We start from the raw sequence: 23,313 nt of genomic DNA, 5'->3' as shown, positions 1-23,313 counted from the left end.
AACATGCAACTGAATCCCTCCGAGATCAGTGATCTGATCAAACAGCGCATCGAGAAATTCGATGCCTCCTCCGAGGCCGCCAACGAGGGCTCCGTGGTCAGCCTGACCGACGGTATCGCTCGCGTGCACGGCCTTGGCGATGTCATGCAGGGCGAAATGATCGAGTTCCCCGGCGACACCTTCGGCATGGCGCTCAACCTCGAGCGTGACTCTGTCGGCGTCGTGATCCTGGGTGACTACAAGCACATTAAAGAAGGCGATACCGCCAAGTGCACCGGTCGCATCCTTGAGGTGCCGGTGGGCGAGGGCCTGCTGGGCCGCGTGGTCGACTCCCTCGGCCGCCCGATCGACGGCAAGGGTCCGGTGGAAACCGGAGTCTCCAGCCCGATCGAGAAGATTGCCCCCGGTGTTATCGACCGGCAGTCGGTTGACCAGCCGCTGCAGTCCGGCATCAAGGCGATCGACGCGATGGTCCCCGTGGGCCGTGGCCAGCGCGAGCTGATCATCGGTGACCGCCAGACCGGTAAGACCGCGGTGGCGATCGACGCGATCATCAACCAGAAGGACTCCGGCGTTAAGTGTATCTACGTCGCCGTGGGTCAGAAGGCCTCGTCGGTTGCCTCTGTGGTGGCCAAGCTGGAAGAGGCCGGTGCGATGGATAACACCATCATTGTGGCCGCCAACGCCTCCGAGTCGGCCGCGATGCAGTTCATCGCCCCGTACGCCGGCTGCGCGATGGGCGAGTACTTCCGCGATCGTGGTGAAGACGCCCTGATCGTCTACGACGATCTGACCAAGCAGGCCTGGGCCTACCGTCAGGTGTCGCTGCTACTGCGTCGTCCGCCGGGCCGCGAAGCCTATCCGGGTGACGTCTTCTATCTGCACTCGCGCCTGCTGGAGCGCGCCTCCCGCGTGAACGCCGACTACGTCGAGCAGATGACCAACGGCGAAGTGAAGGGCCAGACCGGCTCGCTGACCGCGCTGCCGATCATCGAGACCCAGGCGGGCGACGTGTCCGCGTTCGTGCCGACCAACGTGATCTCGATCACCGACGGCCAGATCTTCCTCGAGACCGACCTGTTCAACTCGGGCATCCGCCCGGCGATCAACGCTGGTCTGTCGGTCTCCCGAGTCGGTGGGGCCGCGCAGACCAAGATCATCAAGAAGCTTGGTGGTGGTGTGCGTCTGGCGCTGGCGCAGTACCGTGAACTGGCGGCGTTCTCGCAGTTCGCCTCCGATCTCGACGAGCTGACCCGCAAGCAGCTTGACCGCGGCAAGCGCGTCACCGAACTGATGAAGCAAGGCCAGTACCAGCCGATGTCCATCGGCGAGATGGCGTTCTCGCTGTACGCCGCCAACGAGGGCTACCTCGATGACGTCGAGGCGGACAAGGTCGTGAGCTTCGAAAAGGAACTGATGGCCTACGCGCGTTCCTCGCAGAAGGAGCTCCTGGACGAAATCAACAGCTCTGGCGACTACAACGACTCCATCCAGGAAAAGCTGAAGAAGGCCCTGGAAGAGTTCAAGGCCAAGCACAGCTGGTAACGGGAGCACGCAATGGCGGGCACTAAGGAGATCCGGACGCAGATCAAGAGTATCCAGAATACTCAGAAGATCACCAAGGCCATGGAGATGGTCGCAGCGTCCAAGATGCGCAAGGCCCAGGACCGCATGGAAGAGTCCCGGCCTTACGCCCAGAAGATCCACGACGTGATCGGTCACGTCGCGATGGCCAACGCGGAGTACAAGCATCCGTTCATGGTCGAGCGCGAAGTGAAGCGTGTGGCGCTGATCATCGTCTCGACCGATCGTGGCCTATGCGGCGGGTTGAACACCAACCTGTTCAAGAAGGCCGTCGGCGAGATGCGGCGTTACCGCGAAGAGGGCGTTGAGGTGGACCTGTGCGTCGTCGGCAACAAGGCGCTGCAGTTCTTCAAGCGCCTGGGTGGCAACATCGTGGCCGAGGCGCGCGATCTGGGTGATCGCCCGCACATCACGGACCTGATTGGCTCCATCAAGGTGGTGCTGGACAACTTCCGCGATGGCAAGGTCGACCGCGTCGTGCTGCTGGAGAACAAGTTCGTCAACACGATGACCCAGCAGCCGGAGGCGACCCAGCTTCTGCCGACCGCGCCGAGCAAGGACGAGTCTCTGAAGCATCACTGGGACTACATCTACGAGCCCGATACGGTTCCGGTGATGGATACCCTGCTCGAGCGCTATGTCGAGTCGCTGATCTACCAGGCGGTGGTCGAGAACGTGGCCTGCGAAATGGCCGCGCGCATGGTCGCGATGAAGTCGGCCTCCGACAACGCCGGCACGATGATCAAGGACCTGCAGCTCGTCTACAACAAGGCGCGCCAGGCCGCGATCACCCAGGAGATCTCCGAGATCGTCAGCGGCGCGGCTGCGGTCTAGCGCCCGCCGGCACGAATCGATCGGCTCGGCACGAATTACGACTTACGAGGATGAACAAATGAGTTCCGGAAAAATTGTCGAAATCATCGGCGCCGTCGTGGACGTGGAGTTCCCCCACGGCGAAGTGCCCAAGGTCTACGACGCCCTGACCCTGGAAAACGGCCTGACCCTGGAAGTCCAGCAGCAGCTGGGTGACGGCGTCGTGCGCACGATCGCCATGGGGACCACAGAGGGTGTGAAGCGTCAGACCCCGGTCACCGCGACCGGCAAGCCGATCTCCGTGCCGGTCGGCAAGGGGACCCTGGGCCGCGTGATGGACGTGCTCGGCCGCCCGGTGGACAACGCCGGCGACGTGGAGGCCCAGGAAACCTGGTCGATCCACCGTGCCGCCCCGACCTTCGACGAGCAGGCGGGCTCCACCGAGCTGCTGGAAACCGGAATCAAGGTGATCGATCTCCTGTGCCCGTTCGCGAAGGGTGGCAAGGTCGGCCTGTTCGGCGGTGCCGGCGTTGGCAAGACCGTGAACATGATGGAGCTGATCCGCAACATCGCGATCGAGCATTCCGGTTACTCCGTGTTCGCCGGTGTGGGCGAGCGTACCCGTGAAGGGAACGACTTCTACCACGAGATGAAGGACTCCAACGTCCTCGACAAGGTGGCCCTGGTCTACGGCCAGATGAACGAGCCGCCGGGTAACCGCCTGCGTGTCGCGCTGACCGGCCTGACGATGGCCGAGTTCTTCCGTGACGAAGGCCGCGATGTGCTGATGTTCATCGACAACATCTACCGTTACACCCTGGCCGGGACCGAGGTCTCCGCGCTGCTGGGGCGTATGCCGTCCGCGGTGGGCTACCAGCCGACCCTGGCGGAAGAGATGGGTGTGCTGCAGGAGCGCATCACCTCGACCAAGAAGGGCTCGATCACCTCCATCCAGGCGGTCTACGTGCCGGCGGATGACTTGACCGACCCGTCGCCGGCCACGACCTTTGCGCACCTGGATGCGACCGTCGTGCTCTCGCGCCAGATCGCCGAGCTGGGCATCTACCCGGCCGTGGATCCGCTGGACTCGACCTCGCGCCAGCTGGACCCGCAGATCATCGGGCAGGAACACTACGACACCGCCCGTGCGGTGCAGAACACTCTGCAGCGTTACAAGGAGCTGAAGGACATCATCGCGATCCTCGGCATGGACGAGCTGTCGGAAGACGACAAGCTGGTCGTGGCCCGTGCGCGAAAGATCCAGCGCTACCTGTCGCAGCCGTTCTTCGTGGCCGAGGTGTTCACCGGGGCGCCGGGCAAGTACGTGTCCCTGAAGGACACCATCCGCGCGTTCAAGGCCATCGTGGCTGGCGAGTATGACCATCTGCCCGAACAGGCCTTCTACATGGTCGGCACCATCGAGGAAGCCGTCGAGAAGGCCGAGAAGCTCGGCTAAGGAGTGAGCAACATGCCCATGACGATGCACGTGGATGTGGTCAGTGCCGAGGAGTCCATCTACTCCGGGACCGCGCTGATGATCGCGGCCCCGGCCGAGGGTGGCGAGGTCGGTGTCTATGCGGGCCACACCCAGATGCTGGCGCGCCTGAACCCGGGCGAGCTGCGCATCCTGGAAAAGGAAGGCGCCGATCCGCAGCCGGTGTTCGTCTCGGGCGGTATCCTCGAGGTCCAGCCGTATCATGTGACGGTCCTGGCGGATACGGCGGTGCGGGCCAAGGATCTCGACGAGGCCGAGGCGCTGGAGGCGAAGAAACGTGCGGAGGAGGCCCTGGAGAACTCCAAGGCCGATTTCGACTACGCCAAGGCGCAGGCGGAACTCGTGGAGGCCGCCGCCCGCCTGCAGATGATCCAGAAGTTGCGCCGGAAATAATCCGGCAAACTGCGACGAATGACCGACCCCAAGGGCCAACCGATTCGGTTGGCCCTTTATGATTGCACCCATGCCTGAGACGACACCCCTTCATATCGCGGTCCTCGCGGCCGGCAAGGGGACGCGCATGCGGTCGCGCCTCCCCAAGGTCCTGCAATCTCTAGCCGGACGCCCCCTGCTGGACCATGTCCTCCAACGCGTGGCGCCGCTGGAAGCCGACGCGCTCCACGTCGTGGTGAGCCACGAACAGGAACGTGTGCGAGCCGCATTTGCCGAGCATGTCCCCGCACTTGACTGGATCGACCAGGGCGAGCCGCGGGGGACCGGGCATGCGGTTTATCAGGCCCTGCAGCACATCCCAGACCATGCGCGTGTCCTGGTGACCTATGGGGACGTCCCGCGGATCCCGGTCGCGGACCTGGAGGCCTGTGCTCGCGGCACTGGCGTAACCGTCCTGGCCGCTCAGGTTCCCGACCCCACCGGATACGGTCGCCTGATCCTCGATCCCGCGGGCCAGCTGGAGCGGATCGTCGAGCACAAGGAGGCCACCAGCGGGGAACGTGCGGTCGACCTGATCAATACCGGCGTGCTCGCCGCACCGGCCGGGGACTTGCGTGGTTGGCTAGCTTCCTGCGAGCCCGATCCGGCAGGGCCGCGCGAGTGGTATCTGACCGACATTGTGGCCGTGGCACGAGGTCAAGGACGGGTGATCGATGTCGTGCGCAGTTCCGATCCCGTCGCCGTGCTCGGTGTGAACGACCGCGAGCAGCTGGCCGTCCAGGAGCGCCTGCACCAGGCGGAGCAGTGCTCCCGGATGATGCGGGATGGTCTCGCAGTGGCGGACCCCGCGCGCCTGGATGTGCGCGGCGTCCTGAAATTCGGACACGACTGTTCGATCGACGTGAACGTCGTGATCGAGGGCACGGTGACGCTGGCGGACGATGTCTATATTGGCCCCGGCTGCGTGTTGCGCGATTGCGAGATTGGATCCGGCACGCAGGTCGCGGCACACAGTGTCCTGGAAGGTGTAAGGATCGGCGAGGGGGCCAATGTTGGGCCGTTCGCCCGTCTGCGCCCGGGGACCGAGCTCGGCCCCGGTGCCCGCGTCGGCAACTTTGTCGAGATCAAGAACGCCACGCTGGGTCCGGGCGCGAAGGCGAACCACCTGACCTACGTCGGGGATGCCAGCGTCGGGGCCGGCGCCAATCTGGGCGCAGGGACGATTACCTGCAACTATGATGGTGCCAACAAGCATCGCACCGAGATCGGCGAGCGAGCGTTCATCGGCTCCAACACGGCCCTGGTGGCGCCCATCCGCATCGGCGATGACGCGACGGTGGGGGCGGGCTCGACCTTGTCCGACGATGTCGACCCGCGTGCGCTGGCGCTGACCCGTGCACGCCCGCGCGTTATCCAGGACTGGCCGCGCCCCAAGAAGAAGTCCGACTAGACACAAAAGTCCGACTCGACATAAGGAGTTTGCATGTGCGGTCTGCTGGCAGGTATTGGTGAGCGCAACCTGGTCCCGATCTTCGTCGAGGGTCTGCATCGACTGGAATACCGCGGGTACGACTCCGCCGGTGTAGCGGTCATCGAGAACCGCGCGTTACGCGACGTCCGTGCGGTCGGCAAGGTCGCCACCCTGGAGGAACAGATCGACACGATCGGCCTGCAAGGGCCGGTGGGGATTGCCCATACGCGCTGGGCGACCCACGGGCCGCCCACCGAGGTGAATGCCCACCCCCACCGTTCCCGTGACGGCCGGGTCGCGATTGTCCATAACGGCATTATCGAAAACCATGCCCGGCTGCGAGACGAGCTGGCCGCTGCCGGCTGGCACTGCGTGTCGGCAACCGACAGCGAGGTCATTGCCCACCGGATCGAGCAGGCCCTGGTCGACGGGGCCTCGCCCCTCGAGTCCATGCGCCGCGCCTGTGCCGACCTTGAAGGGGCCTATGCCATCGCGGCGGTCTTTGCCGACTATCCCGACGAGCTGATCGTCGCGCGTTTCGGAAGCCCCCTGATCCTCGGGCTCGGAATCGGCGAGTTCTTTGCCGCCTCGGACGTCCAGGCCCTGCTGCCGGTGACCCAGCGATTCGTCGACCTCGAGGACGGGGATATCGCCCGCCTGACGCGCAAGGGCGTGGAGGTCCAGGACCTGCACGGCCAGGCGGTCGAGCGCAGTGTCCGCGAGACCCGCTGCCAGGCAAGCGTTGCCGATCGTGGCGAGTATCGCCACTTCATGCTGAAGGAGATCTACGAGCAACCGCACGCACTGGCGGAGACCCTGTCCGGCCGTCTGGGCGAGGACGCCGTCCTGGAAAACATCCTCGGGCCCGGTACCAGCGAGCGCCTGGCCGAGGTCAGCGCCGTGCAAATCGTGGCCTGCGGCACCAGCTATCACGCCGGAATGGTGGCCGCCCACTGGATCGAGGAGCACCTGGGCCTGCCCGCCCGCGTCGATGTGGCAAGCGAATACCGGTATCGCCGTCACGTGCTGGCCCCGGCCACGCTGCTGGTGGTGATCTCCCAGTCGGGGGAGACCGCCGATACCCTCGCGGTGCTGCGCCAGTCCCAGGACGAGCCGTTCCTGGCCCGTCTGGCCATTTGCAATGTCCCCGAGAGCACCATGGCGCGGGCTGCCGATCTGGTCCTGATGACCCATGCCGGACCCGAGATCGGCGTCGCCTCGACCAAGGCGTTCACGACCCAGCTGGCCGCCCTCGCCACCCTCGTACTCCTGCTGGGCCAGACCGCTACGGCCGCCCGTATGACCGCCGAGGAACGCGTCGCTGCGGTGACGGCCCTGCGCAGCCTCCCCGATCAGGTGGCGCGCATCCTGGCCCTGGACAACCCGATTGCGCGCGTCGCCGAGGATCTGATGGAGCGGCACCACGCCCTGTTCCTCGGGCGCGGGGCGCACTTCCCGATCGCCCTGGAGGGCGCGCTCAAGCTGAAGGAGATCTCCTACATCCATGCCGAGGCGTATCCCTCGGGCGAGCTGAAGCACGGACCGCTCGCGCTCGTGGACACCGAGATGCCGGTAGTCGCCGTGGCCCCCGACGACGCGCAGCTGGAAAAACTCTCCAGCAACCTCCAGGAGGTGCGCGCCCGGGGCGGGCAGCTGATCGTGATTGGCGAGTCCAGTGCGGCGCGTACCCTGGCCCCGGAGGACATCTGGATCGGCCTGCCGCAGAGCGAGCCGCTGAGCCCCTGGCTGGCGCCGATCCTGCTGACCGTGCCGTTGCAGTTGCTGGCCTACCATACGGCGGTGCTCAAGGGCACGGACGTTGATCAGCCGCGCAATCTGGCGAAATCGGTGACCGTGGAATAGCCCCTTGCACGCGGTACTCCCGGAGTTTCTATCAGGAAACGCTTGTATTCGCCGGGCGGGTCGGCTAGATTCGGCCGCGCTCGAATAACCGTACGATCAGGAGTATCCCATGGATCAGCAAGAGCTCAACAACCGCTGCGTCACCCTGTTTCAGTCCCCGCGTATCCAGACCAAGCTCTGGAACCCGCGCATGTTCTGGAACGTCGGCCGCAAGCTGAACGTGACCCCCGAAGAGCTGACCGAGCCCAAGGTCGACCTCTGCGAGCTCGAGGTGATGCTGTCCGCGGCTGCCTACGAGCCGTCCCAGTGCGCCGACAACCTGAATGGTCGCGATGCCGGCCGCGCCGACTTCATCCGTCGTGCCGTGCAGTCCGGCCAGCGTCCGTTCCTGCGTCGCGCCGCCTGATCCGGTCTCCAGACTGGTGATGTCGAGGACCCGGCCTTTGCGCCGGGTCTTTTGTTTGGGCCCTCGGTCAGGCCTCCTCAGCCGCGCGTCTCCAGCCAGAAGGTCACTGGGCCGTCGTTCACCAGGCTGACCTGCATGTCTGCGCCAAAGCACCCGCTAGCGACTTGCGGATGCGATGCCTGCGCCTGCTTCGCCAGATAGTCGAACAGCGCCTGGCCGTGCTCCGGGCTCGCGGCGCTGGTAAAGCTTGGGCGCATCCCCTTGCGCGTATCCGCGGCCAGCGTGAACTGCGGCACTAGCAAGAGCCCCCCGCCGGTATCCTGAAGGCTCAAGTTCATGCGGCCTTCGGCATCCGCGAATACGCGGTAGCCGAGCAGCCGCTCCAGCAGCCGCCTGGCCGCCGCTTCGCTGTCATCGGGCTGCACCGCGACCAGCGCCAGCAGCCCTGGCCCGATCGTACCGGCGCGCTCGCCGCCGATGTTCACCGCGGCCTCGGTCACCCGCTGGATCAGCGCGATCACGTCGAGGCAGCCCCGGTCCCGCCCGAGACCTGCCCCTCGAGATCATCGGCCAGGGTGTCGGTCGCCGCGATCAGCTTGCGCACGATGCCTGGCTCGGCCGCCGAGTGCCCGGCGTCCGCGATGATCGCCATGCGCGCCTGCGGCCAGACCCGATGCAGTTCCACCGCTTGCTCCACCGGACACACCACGTCGTAGCGTCCGTGCACGATCCAGCCCGGTATGTCGCGCAGGCGTGGTGCGTCCCGCAGCAGCTGGTCCGGTTCCAGGAAGGTGTCGTGCATGAAGTAGTGGCACTCCAGCCGCGCCAGGCTTACGGCCACCTCCGGATCGTCGAAATGCGCGATCACGTCATCGTTCGGGATCAGGCAGGAGGTGTGTCCTTCCCAGCCTGACCAGGCGCGAGCCGCGGTGTGCCGGATCTCCGGATCCGGGTCGGTCAGCCGACGGTAGTAGGCCCCGACCAGGTCGTCGCGCTCCTCCGCTGGAATCGGCCGTAGGTAGTGCGCCCAGGCCTCGGGAAACAGGCGGTCGGCCCCCGACTGGTAGAACCACTGGATGTCCCGCGGCCGGCACAGGAATACCCCGCGCAGGATCAGTCCCAGCACGCGATCGGGATGGGTCTGTGCGTAGGCCAGCCCCAGCGTCGAGCCCCAGGAACCACCGAACACCGCCCAGCGCTCGATGCCCAGGTGCTCGCGCAGGCGCTCGATATCGGCCACTGCATGCCAGGTGGTGTTGGCCTCCAGACTCGCGTGAGGCGTCGAGCGCCCGCAGCCGCGCTGGTCGAACAGCACGATGCGGTAGCGCTGCGGGTCGTAGAAGCGCCGATGCCACGGCTCGCAGCCCGAGCCCGGCCCGCCATGCAGAAACACGACCGGAATCCCGTCGGGTGTGCCGCATTCTTCAAAGTAGAGCTCGTGGCCGTCACCGACCGCGAGCCTTCCTGTGCTGTGCGGTTCGATCTCCGGGTAAAGGGTGTCCATTGATCAGTGTTTCCTAGATTGCGGGCCCCGAGTGTCGCCAAAACGTTCGCGCAGGGAAAGTCCGCAGTCCGTCTATTCGTCGATGATCTGCCCCCGATAGACCCGGCGCCGTTGCGGCTCCACGTGGCGTTCCGACGAGTCCGGCCCAGCTTCCGGCGGTGCCAGGTGCCCCGAACGCTGCAATTCGCTGCGCAGCGAGAGCGCGGCGGCCTGGGCGGCGCTCGACTGCGAGCGTGAGGCGTAGTCCAGGATGGCCTCCATGAAGTCGGGGTTGGTGACCGACAGCCGCGCCACCGCCGGGAACTCTGCGCGCAGGTTCCGGCGCAGCTCGGCGGCCAGGCTCAAGCTCTTGCGATCGTGCATACCGGTCCCCCACCGTTGAAGCGCCTGTCCAACCCGTATGCAAGCGCGGTGCCATGCGTGTGGCCCGCGTCCGGCGCTGGGCGCCGGGGCTTCTTGCCTCCACCGGGTGCATAACGGCGCATGGCTGCACCGACAATGGGCGCCATCCGGCAACCGCTGCGGGTATGGCGGCGCTTGCGAAGCGGGCCTCGCCGCCCTATGTTGCGGGCCATGGAAACGCCCGCCGTCCCCACCTCCATCCGCCGCCTGGCCGGCCGCGCCATCGCGGACTTCGACATGATCCGCGAGGGCGACCGGATCCTGGTCGGGCTGTCCGGTGGCAAGGATTCGCTGACGTTGCTGTGGCTGCTGCATGGCCTGGCGCGGCGGGCGCCCGTGCGCTTCGAGGTCGGCGCGGTCACGATCAATCCGGAGATCGAGGGCTTCGAGCCACAGCGGCTGATGGACTATCTCGGTGGTTACGGCATCCCGTATCACTTCGTCTCCGAGCCAATCGCGGAGCTGGCCGGCGAGCACATGGACAACGACTCGTTCTGCTCCTTCTGCTCGCGAATGAAACGCGGCCTGATGTATCGCACCGCGCGCGAACACGGCTACAACGTGCTGGCGCTGGGCCAGCACCTGGATGACCTGGCCGAGAGCTTCATGATGAGTGCCTTCCACGGTGGCCAGCTGCGTACGATGAAGGCCCACTACGCGATCGACGCAGGCGACCTGCGGGTGATCCGCCCGCTGGTCTATGTGCGCGAACGCCAGACCCGCGATTTCGCCGAGGCCGCCGGGCTGCCGGTGATCCTGGACAACTGCCCGGCCTGCTTCGCGATGCCCACCCAGCGCGAACACATGAAGCAGCTGCTCGCGCAGGAGGAGGCCCAGCACCCGCGGTTGTTCCGCAACCTGCGCACAACCCTGAAGCCGCTGATGACCGAGGGCGGCATCCCGCCTCGGACCCCGGCCGATCCACCCGAATCCCGCGATCATGGCCGAACGCCGGCATCTGCGTGACCGGTTGATCGCCGGCGGTCTGCGCCTGCTCGCCCGCCTCCCTCTGCGCGTAAATCATGCGCTGGGCGGGTTGCTCGGCGCGCTGGCCTGGTACTGGCCGACGCGCTCCGCCCGCATCACCCGCCGCAACCTCGAACTCTGTTTCCCGGACAAGGACACCGCCTGGCGCCGCCGGGTCGGGCGTGGATCGCTGATGGCGATGGGCCGGGCACTGACCGAGTCCCCCTGGCTCTGGCAGGCTACGCCGCAAACCCTCGAGCGACTGGCGGTCGAGCCGCCCCGCTACGCCCGCCTGCGCGAACGCGAGGGCGGGCGGGCGCTGTTCCTGTGTGCCCCGCATCTGGGTTCCTGGGAGTTCGCCGGGCTGCAGGCCGCCTGCCACGGGCCGATGGCCACCCTGTACAGCCCGTTCAAGACCCCCGAGATCGACCGCTGGGTGCGCGACGCCCGCGCCTCCACCGGCGCGACCCTGGCCCCGGCCGACCGCTCCGGGCTGCGCGTGCTGCAGCAGTCACGTGATCGCGGCGAGATCATCGGCATCCTGCCGGATCAGAGCCCGAAGGGCGCCTCGGGTACGCATGCGCCGTTCTTCGGCCACCCGGCGCTGACCATGACCCTGCTGCCGCGCCTGCTGCGTGGGCGCGAGGACCATGTCGTGTTCTTGTTCGCCGAGCGCCTGCCGAAGGGGCGCGGGTTTCGCTATCACGAGATCGAGGCCGGGCCGGAGGTTGCCGACCGCGACTTCGCCCGCGCCGCTGCCGCGATCAACGCCCATGTGGAGGCCCTGGTCCGGCGCTGCCCCGAGCAGTACAACTGGGCCTACAAGCGTTTCCACCCGGCCCCCGAGGGCCAGCCCAACCCCTATCGCTGACACCCGGTCGAGCCAGGTTCCGAGCACAAAAAAAGCCGCCGGACCCGAAGGTCGCGGCGGCCGGTGCATCTGGCCCCGAGGGGCCGGATGCGGATGCCTTACAGGCTGTAGTACATGTCGAATTCGACCGGATGGGTGGTCATGCGCATGCGCGTGACTTCTTCCATCTTCAGGTCGATGTAGGCATCGATCATGTCGTCGGTGAACACGCCACCCTGGGTCAGGTATTCGCGGTCCTGGTTCAGGGCTTCCAGCGCCTGGTCCAGCGAATGGCAGACCTGCGGGATGCCCTTTTCCTCTTCCGGCGGCAGGTCGTAGAGGTTCTTGTCCATCGCGTCGCCCGGGTGGATCTTGTTCTGGATGCCGTCCAGGCCGGCCATCAGCATCGCGGCAAACGCCAGGTACGGGTTGGCGGTGGAGTCCGGGAAACGCAGCTCGATGCGGCGGGCCTTCGGGCTCATCACGAACGGGATGCGCAGCGACGCGGAGCGGTTGCGCGCGGAGTAGGCCAGCATCACCGGCGCCTCGAAGCCCGGCACCAGACGCTTGTAGCTGTTGGTGGACGGGTTGGTGAAGGCGTTCAGCGAGCGGGCGTGCTTGATGATGCCGCCGATGTAGTACAGCGCGGTCTCGGACAGGCCGCCGTACAGGTCACCGGAGAACAGGTTCTTGCCGTCCTTGGACAGCGACTGGTGCACGTGCATGCCGGAACCGTTGTCGCCGACGATCGGCTTGGGCATGAAGGTCGCGGTCTTGCCGTGCATGTGGGCCACGTTCTGCACCACGTACTTCAGTACCTGCACCTCGTCGGCCTTCTGCGTCAGCGTTGCGGGGCCGACACCGATCTCGCACTGGCCGGCGGTGGCCACCTCGTGGTGGTGCACCTCGGTAACGAGGCCCATCTCGGTCATCACTTCGCACATGGTCGAGCGGATGTCGTGCAGGCTGTCGACCGGCGGCACCGGGAAGTAGCCACCCTTCACGCCCGGGCGGTGCCCGATGTTGCCGTCTTCGTAGACGCGCTCGGAATTCCAGGAGGCCTCGGAGGAGTCCACGCGGCAGTAGGAGCCGGAGAGGTCCGAGCCCCATTTCACGTCGTCGAACACGAAGAATTCGTTTTCCGGCCCGAACAGCGCGGTGTCGGCGATGCCGGTGCTCTGCAGATAGGCCTCGGCACGACGCGCCAGGGAGCGCGGGCAGCGGTCGTAGCCCTGCATGGTGGCCGGCTCGACCACGTCGCAGCGGATGTTCATCGTCATGTCCTCGAAGAACGGATCGATGACCGCGGACTCCGCATCCGGCATCAGGATCATGTCGGACTCGTTGATGCCCTTCCAGCCGGAGATCGACGACCCGTCGAACATCTTGCCTTCCTCGAACGACTCTTCGTCGAGGTCATGGGCTGGAACGGTTACATGCTGTTCCTTGCCCTTGGAGTCGGTGAAACGGAAGTCGACAAAGCGGACTTCCTTTTCCTGGATCTGCTTCAGCACGTCGGCTGCGGACATGGGAGTCTCCTTAGGTTTGCTCTTGGTCTTTGGGTTCGCCGCGCCGATTCGAGCCCGGCCGGCGTTGAATCGGTTCTATGCAGGCATCATGCCAGTTCGTTCGATTGGCCCTGTGACGGTCGTTCAGGACTCATCAGGCCCGTACCACGCGGCGGGCTGCACAATATCCGTGCGCCATCGGCACCACAGTAGTGCATCAAGTCTTTTGTTGCACGCCAGTGGTGCATGGGCGATAGAGGATCTTCACCTCACCCAGCCGGTCCTTCAGGCGCGGATGGCCCTGCAGCGACTGTGACAGGCCCTCGCCCCGCGCGTTCAGGTCCACGGGCGTGCATGCCCCGTCAAGGCGCAGCGTCAGGGTCAGGTGGATGCGCCCGTTCAGATAGTGCATGGAAAGCTGCTCCAGGCGATCCAGTTCCGGGGTGTCGGCCCAGGCCTCGCGCACCGCTTCGGCGATCTCCGGACGCAGGGGCAGGTTCGAGCTTCGAGCCTGATCTTCGTCGTTTTCCGGATCTACATGGACCGTAAAATCGCGCAGCCGCTCGTGGCGCTGGGTGACGGCCCCGTACACCGCATCGGCAATCCGGTGTCCCTCGGAAACCGAAATCATCGGGGCGACCTGGATATGCACATCGGCGACCACGTCGCTCCCATGCCGCCGCGTGCGCAGCATGTGCGCATCCTTCACCCCGGGCACTTCCATGATCGTGCGGTGGATGCGCGCGACCTCCTCCGGATCCAGTGCCGTGTCAATCAGTTCGGCCGCGCTGCGCACGATCAGGCGCCCGGCGATATGCAGGATGAACAGGGCAACGATCAGCGCCGCCAGGGCATCCGCCCACGGGAAGCCCGCCACCGCGGCCCCGACCCCGACCAGCACGAACAGCGAGGAGATCGCATCCGTGCGGTGATGCCAGGCGTTCGCATCCAGCATCCGCGAGCCGATCCGTTTCGCCACACGGTGGGTGTACTGATAGAGCCCCTCCTTGGCCACCAGCGTCAGCACCGCAAAGGCGAGCGCGGCCGGTGCCGGCCCCGCGGTCGCGGCGTTGGTATCCATCAGCCGCTGTCCGGCGGCCCAGGCGATCCCGAGGCCGGCCAGTGCGAGGAACACACCGACGACCACGGTGGCCAGGGTCTCGATACGCCCGTGTCCGTAGGGGTGGTCATGATCGGGCGAGGCCGCGGCCTTGCCAGCGGCGAACAGCACCACACCATCGGTGATCAGGTCCGACAGGGTGTGCACGCCGTCGGCGATCAGCGCCTGCGAGTTCAGCAGCCATCCGCTCAGCAGCTGTGCCAGGGCAAGAAAGGCATTCACCACCGCGCCCACGACCGTTACCCGGCGCGTGGCACGGTAGCGCCGGCCGTTTTCGGGCGAGATCGTGGCCTCGGAGTTGGCGCGGGGGTCGCTCAGGACATCCCTCCCGAACAGGGGCAGGCCCTCAGTATGGGCGTGCCTCCGCCACATGCAAGACGCTTGCACTGCCTTCAGCGGTGGCCGCAGCCGGAGCCCGGCCGATATACTGTCCGCTTTGCCCTGACCCGGGATCCCGCATGGCGCACGAACGCACCCCGTCCAGCAGCAGCCCCACCTTCCAGGACCTGATCCGCCGGTTGCAGGACTACTGGAACGACCACGGTTGCGTGGTCCTGCAGCCCTACGACATGGAGATGGGGGCCGGTACCTTCCATCCGGCGACCTTCCTGCGTTCGATCGGGCCGGAGCCGTGGCGCGCGGCCTATGTGCAGCCCAGCCGCCGACCCACCGACGGGCGCTATGGCGACAATCCCAACCGCCTGCAGCACTACTACCAGTTCCAGGTGTTGCTGAAGCCGTCGCCGCCGGACATCCAGGACCTCTACCTGGGCTCCCTGGAGGCCCTGGGCTTCGACACGCTCACCCATGATGTGCGCTTCGTCGAGGACAACTGGGAGTCCCCGACCCTCGGCGCCTGGGGCCTGGGCTGGGAGGTCTGGCTGAACGGCATGGAGGTCACCCAGTTCACCTACTTCCAGCAGGTGGGCGGGCTGGACTGCCACCCGGTGTCCGGCGAGATCACCTACGGGCTGGAGCGCCTGGCGATGTACCTGCAGGGGGTGGAGAGCGTGTTCGACCTGGTCTGGACCGTCGGCCCGGACGGCCGCCCGGTGACCTATGGCGACGTCTATCACCAGAACGAGGTGGAGCAGTCCACCTACAACTTCGAGCATGCCGATCGCGATGCCCTGTTCGCCGCCTTCGACCAGCACGCAAACGAGAGCGATCGCATGATCGAGCTGGGCCTGCCGCTGCCGGCCTACGAACAGATGCTGCGCGCGTCACACAGCTTCAACCTGCTGGATGCTCGCGGCGCAATCTCGGTCACCGAGCGCCAGCGCTACATCCTGCGCGTGCGCGAGCTGTCGCGAAACGTCGCCCAGAAGTACTACGAGTCGCGCGAGGCCCTGGGCTTCCCGCTATGCGCCGACGACGACGCGAACAAGCCCGACGCCGCCTGAACCCTTTTCCGGACCGTGCGCCCGACCGCGCGGCCCTGATGGACCCGAACTGGACCCGACATGGCTGAAGCCCGCGAACTCCTGATCGAACTGGGCACCGAGGAGCTGCCCCCCACCGCCCTGCCCCGCCTGCGTGACGCCCTGGCCCAGGGCCTGGCCACCCGCCTGCGCGAGGCCGGGCTGGAACCGGGCGCGCCCGAGGCCTTCGCCACCCCGCGGCGGCTGGCCGTGCTGTTCCCCGATGTGCCCGCGCGCCAGCCCGACCAGCTCCAGGAGCGCCGCGGCCCGGCCGTGGCCGCCGCCTTCGACGCCGCCGGCGAGCCGACCAAGGCGGTGCTGGGCTTTGCCCGCTCCTGCGGAGTGGAGGTCGAGCGCCTGGAACGCGAGACCACCGACAAGGGCGAATACCTGGTCTTCCGCCAGATGCAGCCGGGCCGCGCCCTCGGCGAGCTGCTGCCGGAGATGTTGGAGGCCGCGCTGGAGGCCCTGCCCACGCCCAAGCGCATGCGCTGGGGCAGCAGCCGCACCGAGTTCGTGCGCCCCGCGCACTGGCTGGTCGTCCTGCACGGGACCGAGGTGCTGGAGATGACGGTGCTGGAGCAGACCGCCGGGCGGGCCACGCATGGTCACCGCTTCCACCAGCCCGGTGCGCTGGAGCTGAAGCGCGGCAACGACTACGCCGAGCGGCTGCGCAGCCCTGGCTTTGTCGAGCCGTCGTTCGAGGCGCGGCGCGAGAACATCCTGGCGCAGGTGCACGAGCAGGCCAAGGCCCTGGGCGGGCGCGCACTGGTCGATGCCGACCTGCTGGACGAGGTGACCGCGCTGGTGGAGTGGCCGGTGGCCCTGACCGGCGGTTTCGATCCGCGTTTCCTGGATGTCCCGCAGGAGGCGCTGATCTCTACCATGCAGGACAACCAGAAATACTTCCCGGTGGTCGACGAGGCCGGGCGCATGCAGCCGCACTTCATCGTGATCAGCAACATCGAGTCGCGCGACCCGCACGCGGTGCGCGACGGCAACGAGCGCGTCCTGCGCCCGCGCTTCGCCGATGCCGAGTTCTTCTGGCAGCAGGACCGCAAGAAGCGCCTGGAGGAGCGGCTGGAGGCGCTGGATTCGGTCGTATTCGAGAAGCGCCTGGGCACGCTGCGCGACAAGTCCGCGCGCCTGGAGGCCCTGATGCAGCGCCTGGCCGACCTGATGGGGCTGGATGCCGGGCTGGCCGCGCGCGCCGCGCGCCTGGCCAAGTGCGATCTGGTCACCCAGATGGTGTTCGAGTTCACCGAGCTGCAGGGCACGATGGGCCGCTACTACGCCCTGCACGACCGCGAGGACGAAGCGGTTGCGGCCGCGATCGAACAGCACTACTGGCCACGTCAGTCCGGCTCGGAACTACCGGATGTCCCGCTGGCCCAGGCGCTGGCGCTGGCGGACCGGCTGGATACGCTGGTCGGGATCTTCGCGATCGGCAAGCAGCCCACGGGTACCAAGGACCCGTTCGCCCTGCGCCGTGCCGCGCTGGGACTGGTGCGCATCCTGGTCGAGCGCGAACTGCCGCTGGCCCTGACCCCACTGCTGCAGGCCGCGGCCGAGCCGATCCGCGAACGCGTGCCGGAGGCCGACCAAGCCGTGGAGCCGGTGCGCGAGTACATCCTGGAGCGTCTGCGCGGCTACCTGCTGGAGCAGGGCCAGGCACACGAGACCATCGAGGCGGTGGCCGCGGTCGCGCCCGATACCCCGCTGGACTTCGTCCGCCGCGTGCGCGCGGTCAGCCTGTTCCGCGAGCGTCCGGAGGCCGAGGCCCTGGCCGCGGCGAACAAGCGCATCCACAACCTGCTGCGCAAGGCCGGCGCGGAGGCCGAGGCCGACCTCGATCCCGAGGCCCTGGCGCTGGACGAGGAGCGGAGCCTCTATCAGGGCCTGCAGGCGGTGCGTCCCGGCGTCGAGCAGGCGGTGGCCGACGGCGACTACCTGCACGCCCTGGGCGAGCTGGCGGGCCTGCGTGATCGTGTCGATACCTTCTTCGACCAGGTGATGGTGATGGCCGAGGATGCCGCCGAGCGGCGCAACCGCCTGGCGCTGCTGCGCGAGCTGCGCCGCGCCTTCGAGACCGTGGCCGACATCGGCCGCCTGGCCACGGGATAGCACCGCCGCATGCTCCCCCTGATCCGCGGCCTCCTGTTCCAGCTCGGGTTCATCGGCTCCACGCTGGTGTTTGGCCTGCTGGTGCCGCCGCTGATCTGGCCGCTTTCGCGCCCGGCGCGCTACCGGGCCCTTACCCAGTGGGGGCGTTTCAACGTCTGGTGGCTGCGTATCACCTGCGGCGTGGACTACCGCGTGCACGGCGCCGAGCACATCGACCCCTCGCGGCCGCATGTGGTGCTGTCCAAGCACCAGTCCGCGTGGGAGACGGTCGCCTTTGTGGCGATCTTTCCGATGCAGACCTGGGTGCTCAAGCGCGAGCTGATGCGTATCCCTCTGTTCGGCTGGACGCTGTCGATGCTGGACCCGGTCCCGATCGACCGCGAGGCCGGGCGCCAGGCGCTGGACAACCTGGTCGCGGAGGGCCAGCAGCGCCTGGACCAGGGCCGCTGGGTGATCGTCTTCCCGGAGGGCACGCGCGTGGCCCCGGGCGAGCACGGGCGCTACCGCCAGGGCGGCGCGATACTGGCGGCACGCACCGGCTATCCGGTGCTGCCGGTGGCGCTGAACAGCGGGAGCTTCTGGCCGAAAAAGGGCCTCCGGCGCTACCCCGGCACCATCGAGGTGGTGGTCGGCCCGCCAGTCGAGACCGCCGGGCGCAAGCCCGTCGAGGTACTAAGCGAAGCCGAAGAATGGATCGAGACCACCATGGCCGAGATCGAGCCGCGTCCCGCGAAATCGCCGTCGGAGGAGCCGCATGGGCAGTGAACCGCTGATCAGTGCCCCGTTGGTCGAATTGCGTGACCGCAGCATCTACCGCGTGGGCGCCTCGGACCCGGCCGTCTGGCTGATCGACGACCGCGAGCTGGGGGGCGTGCTGGTCAACGCCCCGGCGTATTCCGAATCCCTGCTGGAGGCGATTCGGGCGATCACAAAGCCCGCCTACCTGTTTTTGCCCAGTCGCCATGGCGCGCAGGACCTGGATGCCTGGCGGGCGGCTGGGCTGGAGACCCTGGCGTTCGAGGCCGAGGCACCGGCAATCCGTGCGGCCGGCGGCGAGATCGACATCGCCTTCAACCGCAAGCAGCGCCTGTCGCGCACCATCGATTTCCTGCCGATGGCCGGGGTGACCGAGGGCACCTGTGCCCTGCGGCTGAAGAACCTGCCGGGCGTCGTGTTCTTCGGGCCCGCGCTGGCGCCGGGGGCGGATGGCTGGCCCACGCTGATCCAGACGCCGGACGATCATTCCTTCGAGGCGCGCCTGTTCGGCGCCCTGGGCGTGAAGGACCTGAAGTTCGCCTACGCCTTCTGCGACCGCTTCGACCCGGCCGGCACGCAGTACGGCCCCGACGCCGACCAGCACATCCAGGCCCGCATCGAGGCCGTGTTCGACGAATAGCAGGACCGCTGGGGGAGCTCCTCGGCGATTGCCGCGGCGCTTTGCGCCTCGCAATGACGGGGCTGGGCGAGTCAGGCGCGGGCGATCAGGGTCTGGATCACGTGGCCGGCGGCGGTCAGTCCGAAGATCGCGGGCAGGTAGGAGATCGTGCCGTTGACCGAGCGTGGCCGGCCGCCCTCGACCGGCCGGTGTTCGGTGCCCTTGCGCGGCTGCTCGATCGAGAACACCACGGGGTAGTCGAGCCGCGCGTCCATGCGGCGCAGGTTCTTGCGCATCTGCCGCGCCAGCGGGCAGACGCGGGTGGACTCCAGCGGGCCGACCCGTACGGCCGTGGGGTCGATGCGCCCGCCGGCCCCCATGCTCGAGATCACCGCCTGGCCGCGGCGCTGGGCCCCGGCGACCAGCGCCGCCTTGCAAGCAATGGAGTCGATTGCGTCGAGCACGAAGTCGGCGTCTTCCGGCACCAGGTCGGCAATGCTGTCCGGACGCAGGAACTCGCGCTGGATGTTCAGTTCGATCTCCGGGTCGATATCGCGGATGCGTGCCTCCATCACCGCGGTCTTGGGCTGGTCCACGGTGGAGCGCAGTGCGACCAGCTGGCGGTTCAGGTTGGAGGCGGCGACCACATCGTGATCCACCAGCGTCATGCGTCCGACCCCGGCGCGTGCGATCGCCTCGGCGGCAAAACTCCCGACCCCGCCCAGCCCGGCGATGAATACATGCCGGTCGCGCAGGCCGGCGGTGACGTCGGGACCCAGCAGGAGGTCGGTGCGTTCGCTGTAGGGATTGTGGGGCGTGCTCATGGATCCGGGTCGTTCGGGAGCCGGAGGACCCGGCGTGCATTTTGTGACGTGATTATAGCCATCTCGGCCGGGTCGATGTCCCGCAGGCGGGCCAGATGGCGGTTCACCTCGGCGGTCATCATCGGTTCGTTGCGCTCGCCCTGGTGCCCGGCCAGTGGCTGGTCCGGGGCATCGGTCTCCACGACCAGCGCCTCCAGCGGGGCCTCGCGCACCACGCGGTGCAGTCGTTTCGCCCGTTCGTAGGTCACCGGCCCGCCGATGCCCAGACAGCAGCCGAGATCCGCCGCTTGTCGGGCCTGCTGCGGCGAGCCGATAAAGGCATGCAGGATCCCGGTCACGCCGGGCTGCTGGCGCAGGCCTTTCAGCACTGCGTCCAGCGCGCGCCGGCTGTGGATGATCACCGGCAGGTCGCGCTCCCGCGCGATGGCCAGCTGCCGCGTGTAGAAGCGCCACTGGCGGTCCCAGTCGAGCCCCTCTTGATAGCCATCGAGCCCGATCTCGCCGACCGCGATGGTCTCCGGGTGCGTATCCAGCCAGGCCTCCAGGGCGTCAAGGTCCGCGTCCGCATGCGCCTGCAGAAAGGTCGGGTGCAGGCCGTAGGCGACATGCAGACCCGCGTGCTGGCGGTACAAGGCGTCGAGGTCCGGCCAGCGTGCGCGGGTGACGCCGGGCAGGACGAGTTCCTGAACCCCGGCGGCGCGGGCGCGGTCCAGCACCGCCGGGCGATCCGGATCGAACGCGTCCAGGTCCAGGTGGACATGCGTATCGATCAGGTGCACCGGCGGTGGTCCTACGGACAGGGGTAGGTATAGCGGGCGTGGATGGCCTCGATGGCCTCCAGCACGGCATCGGACAGGGTGATGTTGACGGTGGCGATGTTCTCGCGCAGCTGCTCCATCGTGGTTGCCCCGATCAGGTTGCTGGTCACGAAGGGCTGCTGGTTGATGAAGGCCAGCGCCAGCTGTGACGGGGTCAGGCCGTGTTCGCGGGCCAGGCGCGCGTACTCCGCGGTCGCGGCCAGGCCGGATTCGTTGCTGTAGCGCTGGAAGCGCTCGAACAGCGTCAGGCGCGCCCCCGCGGGCTTTGCCCCGTCCAGGTACTTGCCGGAGAGCATGCCGAAGGCCAGCGGCGAATAGGCCAGCAGGCCGGCGTCCTCGCGGATGGCCATCTCCGCCAGCCCCGCCTCGAAGCTGCGGTTGAGCAGGTTGTAGGGGTTCTGGATGGAGACGATGCGCTCGGACAGGCCGCGGTCATGGGCGCGTATCCACTCCATGAACCCCCACGGGGTCTCGTTGGAGATGCCGATGGCGCGCACGCGGCCGCTCTCGACCACGGCCTTCAGCGCCGCCGCGGTCTCTTCGATCGAGGTCGCGCTCTCGTCCGGCTTGTGAACGTAGCCGAGCTGGCCAAAGAAGTTGGTGGCGCGCGCCGGCCAGTGGACCTGGTAGAGGTCCAGGTAGTCGGTCTGCAGGCGCCGGAGGCTGTCGTTCAGGGCCTGCTCGATGTGTTCGCGGTTCAGCTGCGGGCCACCGCGGAGGTAGTCGATCATCCCGGGGCCGGCGACCTTGCTGGCCAGCACCACGCGGTCGCGGTTGCCGCGCTTCGCCAGCCAGTTGCCGATGTAGGTCTCGGTCAGCCCCTGAGTCTCCTCGCGCGGCGGGACCGGGTACATCTCGGCCGCATCGATCAGGTTCACGCCCTGGTCGAGCGCGTAGTCCAGCTGCTCGTGTGCCTCGGCCTCGGTGTTCTGCTCGCCCCAGGTCATGGTGCCCAGGCCGATCAGGCTGACCTCGATATCGGTGCGTCCCAGTTTGCGGTATTGCATGCCAGTCCCTTGGTTCAGGTGAATAGGGTAAGGACCCCGGTGTAGCCGTACAGGCGGTTGGCGAAGATCTCGCCATTGGCGAAAAAGCCGATCAGGGGTACATCCCCCAGACCCTGCTGCACGATTGCCAGTTCCGCGCCCTCCTGGCCGAACTGGTGGCGCCCGCGTCCGATGCAGGAGACATAGATCGCCCCGCGGATCCCGTTCGGGGCCTGGGCGCGAATCTGCTCCAGCATGCGCTCGAGGTCGTCGCGAGCGGCCTGGCCGTCGCGGCGTACGAACAGGATCTTCTGCCCGGGCTCCAGCAGTTCGCCGACCGCGAGCACCTGCTGATCGAGGTCCACGCCGATGATATTGCGGACCCGGTAGTCGCCGGTGTCCGAGCCGGCGATCGGGAAGCCGACCAGGATGTAGCCCAGTGCCCGCTCCAGGTCGCGCGACAGGACGTCGCCGATGATGCCCTTGAATGCCGGCAGTGCTCGCTGACCATCCAGCTGCACGATGATGTTGCGCCAGGTCTCGGTCAGCTCGTGCTGGCCGGGCAGCGGGGTGCAGCCCTGGCTGTGGCGTGCGGCGATCGCGACATCGTCGCGCAGCGCGAGCCCGGTGATGCCCGAGGCGACCACACCATCGGCGATCTGCCCGGCCCCATTCTCGCCGGAGTGTATGCCGCCGGTGGCGAACCAGGCGGTCTGGTCGCCAATTTCGGTCAGCACGGCCTCGACACCCTCCGTGCGTGGATCGGCGTTCAGCAGCAGGCGCCCCGGGGTGGCGGGGTCGAGGAAGCCGTCCAGGGCCTGCTTCAGCTCGTCCAGGCTGTGGACCGGACGCTGAATCACGCGCGCGGAACCGGCCGGCAGGTCGCCGATCATCAGGGTAATCGCCGGGTCTTCGTAGAATTCGCGGTCTGGCCCGATCACGGCCATGCCCATGCCGCCGACGAAATGGTCCACCCCTAGTGCCTTGCGCAGCGTGTCCATGACCAGGCGGGCATTGCGGCTCAGCGCGTCGGAGACGTAGATAAAGCCCACGCGCACGGTCTCCGGATCCCGGGGCGGCAGCGTGCCCAGCCCCTGGATCAGTTCGGCGGCGAGGGTGCGCGGATCATTGCCGCTGGCGGCGGTACTGACAAAGCGTTCCATCAACGTTCAGGACTCCATTACAGCCCTAGGGAAACACTGATCAATGTACACGCTCGCGCTCGAGTCGCTTTTGCGTGCGAACAAGGCGCGGTGACTGCCGTGCAGTCATTCTGCACAAGGGAGCCGCAACGCCGTGCGCATGCAAAAGCGGCCGAGCCCCTTCGGGGTTGGCACCCCAGGTTCCCCGATCCTGCGTTGCGCCGCTTGCGGGTAGAACCACTACCCGC

General features: G+C 67.3%; 22 protein-coding genes. 13 read left to right on the top strand and 9 right to left on the bottom strand.

Annotation, left to right across the window (positions count from 1 at the left end):
• Positions 1–3 precede the first annotated feature (3 nt).
• The 7 genes from atpA (at position 4) to F466_RS0102060 (ending at position 8,025) form a co-directional block, all read left to right on the top strand.
• Positions 4–1,545, top strand: coding sequence for a F0F1 ATP synthase subunit alpha (atpA, locus tag F466_RS0102090; RefSeq protein ID WP_018139737.1), 1,542 nt, complete (start codon positions 4–6; stop codon positions 1,543–1,545).
• Positions 1,546–1,557: 12 nt separating this feature from the next.
• Positions 1,558–2,418 (top strand): F0F1 ATP synthase subunit gamma, encoded by an 861-nt coding sequence (atpG, locus tag F466_RS0102085; RefSeq protein ID WP_018139736.1) that lies wholly within the window; start codon positions 1,558–1,560, stop codon positions 2,416–2,418.
• A gap of 58 nt (positions 2,419–2,476) precedes the next feature.
• Positions 2,477–3,853 (top strand): F0F1 ATP synthase subunit beta, encoded by a 1,377-nt coding sequence (gene atpD / locus F466_RS0102080; RefSeq protein ID WP_012983948.1) that lies wholly within the window; start codon positions 2,477–2,479, stop codon positions 3,851–3,853.
• 12 nt (positions 3,854–3,865) lie between these two features.
• Positions 3,866–4,285 (top strand): F0F1 ATP synthase subunit epsilon, encoded by a 420-nt coding sequence (locus F466_RS0102075; RefSeq protein WP_018139735.1) that lies wholly within the window; start codon positions 3,866–3,868, stop codon positions 4,283–4,285.
• Positions 4,286–4,355: 70 nt separating this feature from the next.
• Entirely contained in the window at positions 4,356–5,735 is a 1,380-nt protein-coding gene (gene glmU, locus F466_RS0102070) for a bifunctional UDP-N-acetylglucosamine diphosphorylase/glucosamine-1-phosphate N-acetyltransferase GlmU (protein WP_083918076.1), read from the top strand.
• Positions 5,736–5,768: 33 nt separating this feature from the next.
• Positions 5,769–7,619 carry a glutamine--fructose-6-phosphate transaminase (isomerizing) gene (gene glmS, locus F466_RS0102065; protein ID WP_018993355.1) on the top strand — a complete coding sequence of 617 codons (1,851 nt, stop codon included), beginning with the start codon at positions 5,769–5,771 and terminating at the stop codon, positions 7,617–7,619.
• A gap of 109 nt (positions 7,620–7,728) precedes the next feature.
• Positions 7,729–8,025, top strand: coding sequence for a hypothetical protein (locus F466_RS0102060; RefSeq protein ID WP_018139732.1), 297 nt, complete (start codon positions 7,729–7,731; stop codon positions 8,023–8,025).
• A gap of 77 nt (positions 8,026–8,102) precedes the next feature.
• On the opposite strand, the gene dtd is transcribed toward F466_RS0102060, so the two are convergent.
• The 3 genes from dtd to F466_RS0102045 form a co-directional block, all read right to left on the bottom strand.
• On the bottom strand, positions 8,103–8,546 hold the full coding sequence (gene dtd, locus F466_RS0102055) for a D-aminoacyl-tRNA deacylase (RefSeq protein WP_018993354.1): 444 nt from the start codon (positions 8,544–8,546) through the stop codon (positions 8,103–8,105).
• Positions 8,543–9,529, bottom strand: coding sequence for a prolyl aminopeptidase (pip, locus tag F466_RS0102050; protein WP_018139730.1), 987 nt, complete (start codon positions 9,527–9,529; stop codon positions 8,543–8,545). The genes dtd and pip overlap by 4 nt, the downstream gene beginning before the upstream one ends.
• Positions 9,530–9,601: 72 nt before the next feature.
• On the bottom strand, positions 9,602–9,892 hold the full coding sequence (locus F466_RS0102045) for a hypothetical protein (RefSeq protein WP_018139729.1): 291 nt from the start codon (positions 9,890–9,892) through the stop codon (positions 9,602–9,604).
• A gap of 210 nt (positions 9,893–10,102) precedes the next feature.
• Between F466_RS0102045 and F466_RS0102040 the strand changes: the two genes are divergently transcribed.
• Together F466_RS0102040 and F466_RS0102035 are read left to right on the top strand one after the other, a co-directional pair.
• On the top strand, positions 10,103–10,897 hold the full coding sequence (locus F466_RS0102040; RefSeq protein WP_020146083.1) for a tRNA 2-thiocytidine(32) synthetase TtcA: 795 nt from the start codon (positions 10,103–10,105) through the stop codon (positions 10,895–10,897).
• Positions 10,872–11,768: a lysophospholipid acyltransferase family protein gene (locus F466_RS0102035; protein ID WP_018139727.1), complete on the top strand. Its 897-nt coding sequence runs from the start codon at positions 10,872–10,874 to the stop codon at positions 11,766–11,768. The genes F466_RS0102040 and F466_RS0102035 overlap by 26 nt, the downstream gene beginning before the upstream one ends.
• A 98-nt stretch (positions 11,769–11,866) precedes the next feature.
• Here the strand turns inward: F466_RS0102035 and glnA are convergent, their stop codons facing one another.
• Together glnA and F466_RS0102025 are read right to left on the bottom strand one after the other, a co-directional pair.
• A complete protein-coding gene (gene glnA, locus F466_RS0102030; protein ID WP_018139726.1) occupies positions 11,867–13,276 on the bottom strand; it encodes a glutamate--ammonia ligase in 1,410 nt (469 codons plus the stop codon).
• 196 nt (positions 13,277–13,472) lie between these two features.
• Positions 13,473–14,747, bottom strand: coding sequence for a cation diffusion facilitator family transporter (locus tag F466_RS0102025; RefSeq protein WP_018993353.1), 1,275 nt, complete (start codon positions 14,745–14,747; stop codon positions 13,473–13,475).
• 86 nt (positions 14,748–14,833) lie between these two features.
• On the opposite strand from F466_RS0102025, the gene glyQ reads away from it, so the two are divergent.
• From glyQ to F466_RS0102005, 4 genes are read left to right on the top strand one after another with little or no spacing between them, the layout of a single operon-like run.
• Positions 14,834–15,778, top strand: coding sequence for a glycine--tRNA ligase subunit alpha (gene glyQ, locus F466_RS0102020; RefSeq protein WP_018139724.1), 945 nt, complete (start codon positions 14,834–14,836; stop codon positions 15,776–15,778).
• Positions 15,779–15,838: 60 nt separating this feature from the next.
• Positions 15,839–17,920: a glycine--tRNA ligase subunit beta gene (gene glyS / locus F466_RS0102015; RefSeq protein WP_018993352.1), complete on the top strand. Its 2,082-nt coding sequence runs from the start codon at positions 15,839–15,841 to the stop codon at positions 17,918–17,920.
• Positions 17,921–17,929: 9 nt separating this feature from the next.
• Complete coding sequence (locus tag F466_RS0102010; RefSeq protein ID WP_018993351.1) at positions 17,930–18,685, top strand: 1-acyl-sn-glycerol-3-phosphate acyltransferase; 756 nt, start codon at positions 17,930–17,932, stop codon at positions 18,683–18,685.
• Positions 18,675–19,316 (top strand): hypothetical protein, encoded by a 642-nt coding sequence (locus tag F466_RS0102005; protein WP_018993350.1) that lies wholly within the window; start codon positions 18,675–18,677, stop codon positions 19,314–19,316. Before F466_RS0102010 ends, F466_RS0102005 begins: the two co-directional genes overlap by 11 nt.
• 71 nt (positions 19,317–19,387) lie before the next feature.
• Here the strand turns inward: F466_RS0102005 and F466_RS0102000 are convergent, their stop codons facing one another.
• Genes F466_RS0102000 through F466_RS0101985 form a run of 4 tightly spaced genes read right to left on the bottom strand, consistent with a single transcriptional unit; the run spans position 19,388 to position 23,086 of the window.
• On the bottom strand, positions 19,388–20,119 hold the full coding sequence (locus tag F466_RS0102000) for a ThiF family adenylyltransferase (protein WP_018139720.1): 732 nt from the start codon (positions 20,117–20,119) through the stop codon (positions 19,388–19,390).
• Complete coding sequence (locus F466_RS0101995) at positions 20,116–20,898, bottom strand: TatD family hydrolase (RefSeq protein ID WP_018993349.1); 783 nt, start codon at positions 20,896–20,898, stop codon at positions 20,116–20,118. The genes F466_RS0102000 and F466_RS0101995 overlap by 4 nt, the downstream gene beginning before the upstream one ends.
• 11 nt (positions 20,899–20,909) lie before the next feature.
• Positions 20,910–21,944: an NADP(H)-dependent aldo-keto reductase gene (locus F466_RS0101990; RefSeq protein ID WP_018139718.1), complete on the bottom strand. Its 1,035-nt coding sequence runs from the start codon at positions 21,942–21,944 to the stop codon at positions 20,910–20,912.
• A 14-nt stretch (positions 21,945–21,958) separates the two neighbouring features.
• The gene (locus F466_RS0101985) at positions 21,959–23,086 is read right to left on the bottom strand and encodes an FIST C-terminal domain-containing protein (protein WP_018993348.1); all 1,128 of its coding nucleotides are present in this window, start codon (positions 23,084–23,086) and stop codon (positions 21,959–21,961) included.
• Between the last annotated feature and the right edge of the window lie 227 nt (positions 23,087–23,313).

Origin of the sequence: Thioalkalivibrio sp. ALgr1, assembly GCF_000378285.1 — a bacterium.
Taxonomy (GTDB): domain Bacteria; phylum Pseudomonadota; class Gammaproteobacteria; order Ectothiorhodospirales; family Ectothiorhodospiraceae; genus Thioalkalivibrio.
This window is presented reverse-complemented; position numbering and strand designations above follow the sequence as displayed.

What these genes read in the sequence shown, in the direction of transcription:
- F466_RS0101990 (WP_018139718.1), bottom strand. Translation starts at nt 21,944, where the DNA reads ATGCAATACCGCAAACTGGGACGCACCGATATCGAGGTCAGCCTGATC.
- atpD (WP_012983948.1), top strand. Translation starts at nt 2,477, where the DNA reads ATGAGTTCCGGAAAAATTGTCGAAATCATCGGCGCCGTCGTGGACGTG.
- glyS (WP_018993352.1), top strand. Translation starts at nt 15,839, where the DNA reads ATGGCTGAAGCCCGCGAACTCCTGATCGAACTGGGCACCGAGGAGCTG.
- glyQ (WP_018139724.1), top strand. Translation starts at nt 14,834, where the DNA reads ATGGCGCACGAACGCACCCCGTCCAGCAGCAGCCCCACCTTCCAGGAC.
- F466_RS0102035 (WP_018139727.1), top strand. Translation starts at nt 10,872, where the DNA reads ATGGCCGAACGCCGGCATCTGCGTGACCGGTTGATCGCCGGCGGTCTG.
- F466_RS0102075 (WP_018139735.1), top strand. Translation starts at nt 3,866, where the DNA reads ATGCCCATGACGATGCACGTGGATGTGGTCAGTGCCGAGGAGTCCATC.
- F466_RS0101985 (WP_018993348.1), bottom strand. Translation starts at nt 23,086, where the DNA reads ATGGAACGCTTTGTCAGTACCGCCGCCAGCGGCAATGATCCGCGCACC.
- glmU (WP_083918076.1), top strand. Translation starts at nt 4,356, where the DNA reads ATGCCTGAGACGACACCCCTTCATATCGCGGTCCTCGCGGCCGGCAAG.
- F466_RS0102060 (WP_018139732.1), top strand. Translation starts at nt 7,729, where the DNA reads ATGGATCAGCAAGAGCTCAACAACCGCTGCGTCACCCTGTTTCAGTCC.
- atpG (WP_018139736.1), top strand. Translation starts at nt 1,558, where the DNA reads ATGGCGGGCACTAAGGAGATCCGGACGCAGATCAAGAGTATCCAGAAT.
- F466_RS0102005 (WP_018993350.1), top strand. Translation starts at nt 18,675, where the DNA reads ATGGGCAGTGAACCGCTGATCAGTGCCCCGTTGGTCGAATTGCGTGAC.
- F466_RS0102040 (WP_020146083.1), top strand. Translation starts at nt 10,103, where the DNA reads ATGGAAACGCCCGCCGTCCCCACCTCCATCCGCCGCCTGGCCGGCCGC.
- pip (WP_018139730.1), bottom strand. Translation starts at nt 9,529, where the DNA reads ATGGACACCCTTTACCCGGAGATCGAACCGCACAGCACAGGAAGGCTC.
- glmS (WP_018993355.1), top strand. Translation starts at nt 5,769, where the DNA reads ATGTGCGGTCTGCTGGCAGGTATTGGTGAGCGCAACCTGGTCCCGATC.
- atpA (WP_018139737.1), top strand. Translation starts at nt 4, where the DNA reads ATGCAACTGAATCCCTCCGAGATCAGTGATCTGATCAAACAGCGCATC.
- F466_RS0102045 (WP_018139729.1), bottom strand. Translation starts at nt 9,892, where the DNA reads ATGCACGATCGCAAGAGCTTGAGCCTGGCCGCCGAGCTGCGCCGGAAC.
- F466_RS0102010 (WP_018993351.1), top strand. Translation starts at nt 17,930, where the DNA reads ATGCTCCCCCTGATCCGCGGCCTCCTGTTCCAGCTCGGGTTCATCGGC.
- glnA (WP_018139726.1), bottom strand. Translation starts at nt 13,276, where the DNA reads ATGTCCGCAGCCGACGTGCTGAAGCAGATCCAGGAAAAGGAAGTCCGC.
- F466_RS0102025 (WP_018993353.1), bottom strand. Translation starts at nt 14,747, where the DNA reads ATGTGGCGGAGGCACGCCCATACTGAGGGCCTGCCCCTGTTCGGGAGG.
- F466_RS0102000 (WP_018139720.1), bottom strand. Translation starts at nt 20,119, where the DNA reads ATGAGCACGCCCCACAATCCCTACAGCGAACGCACCGACCTCCTGCTG.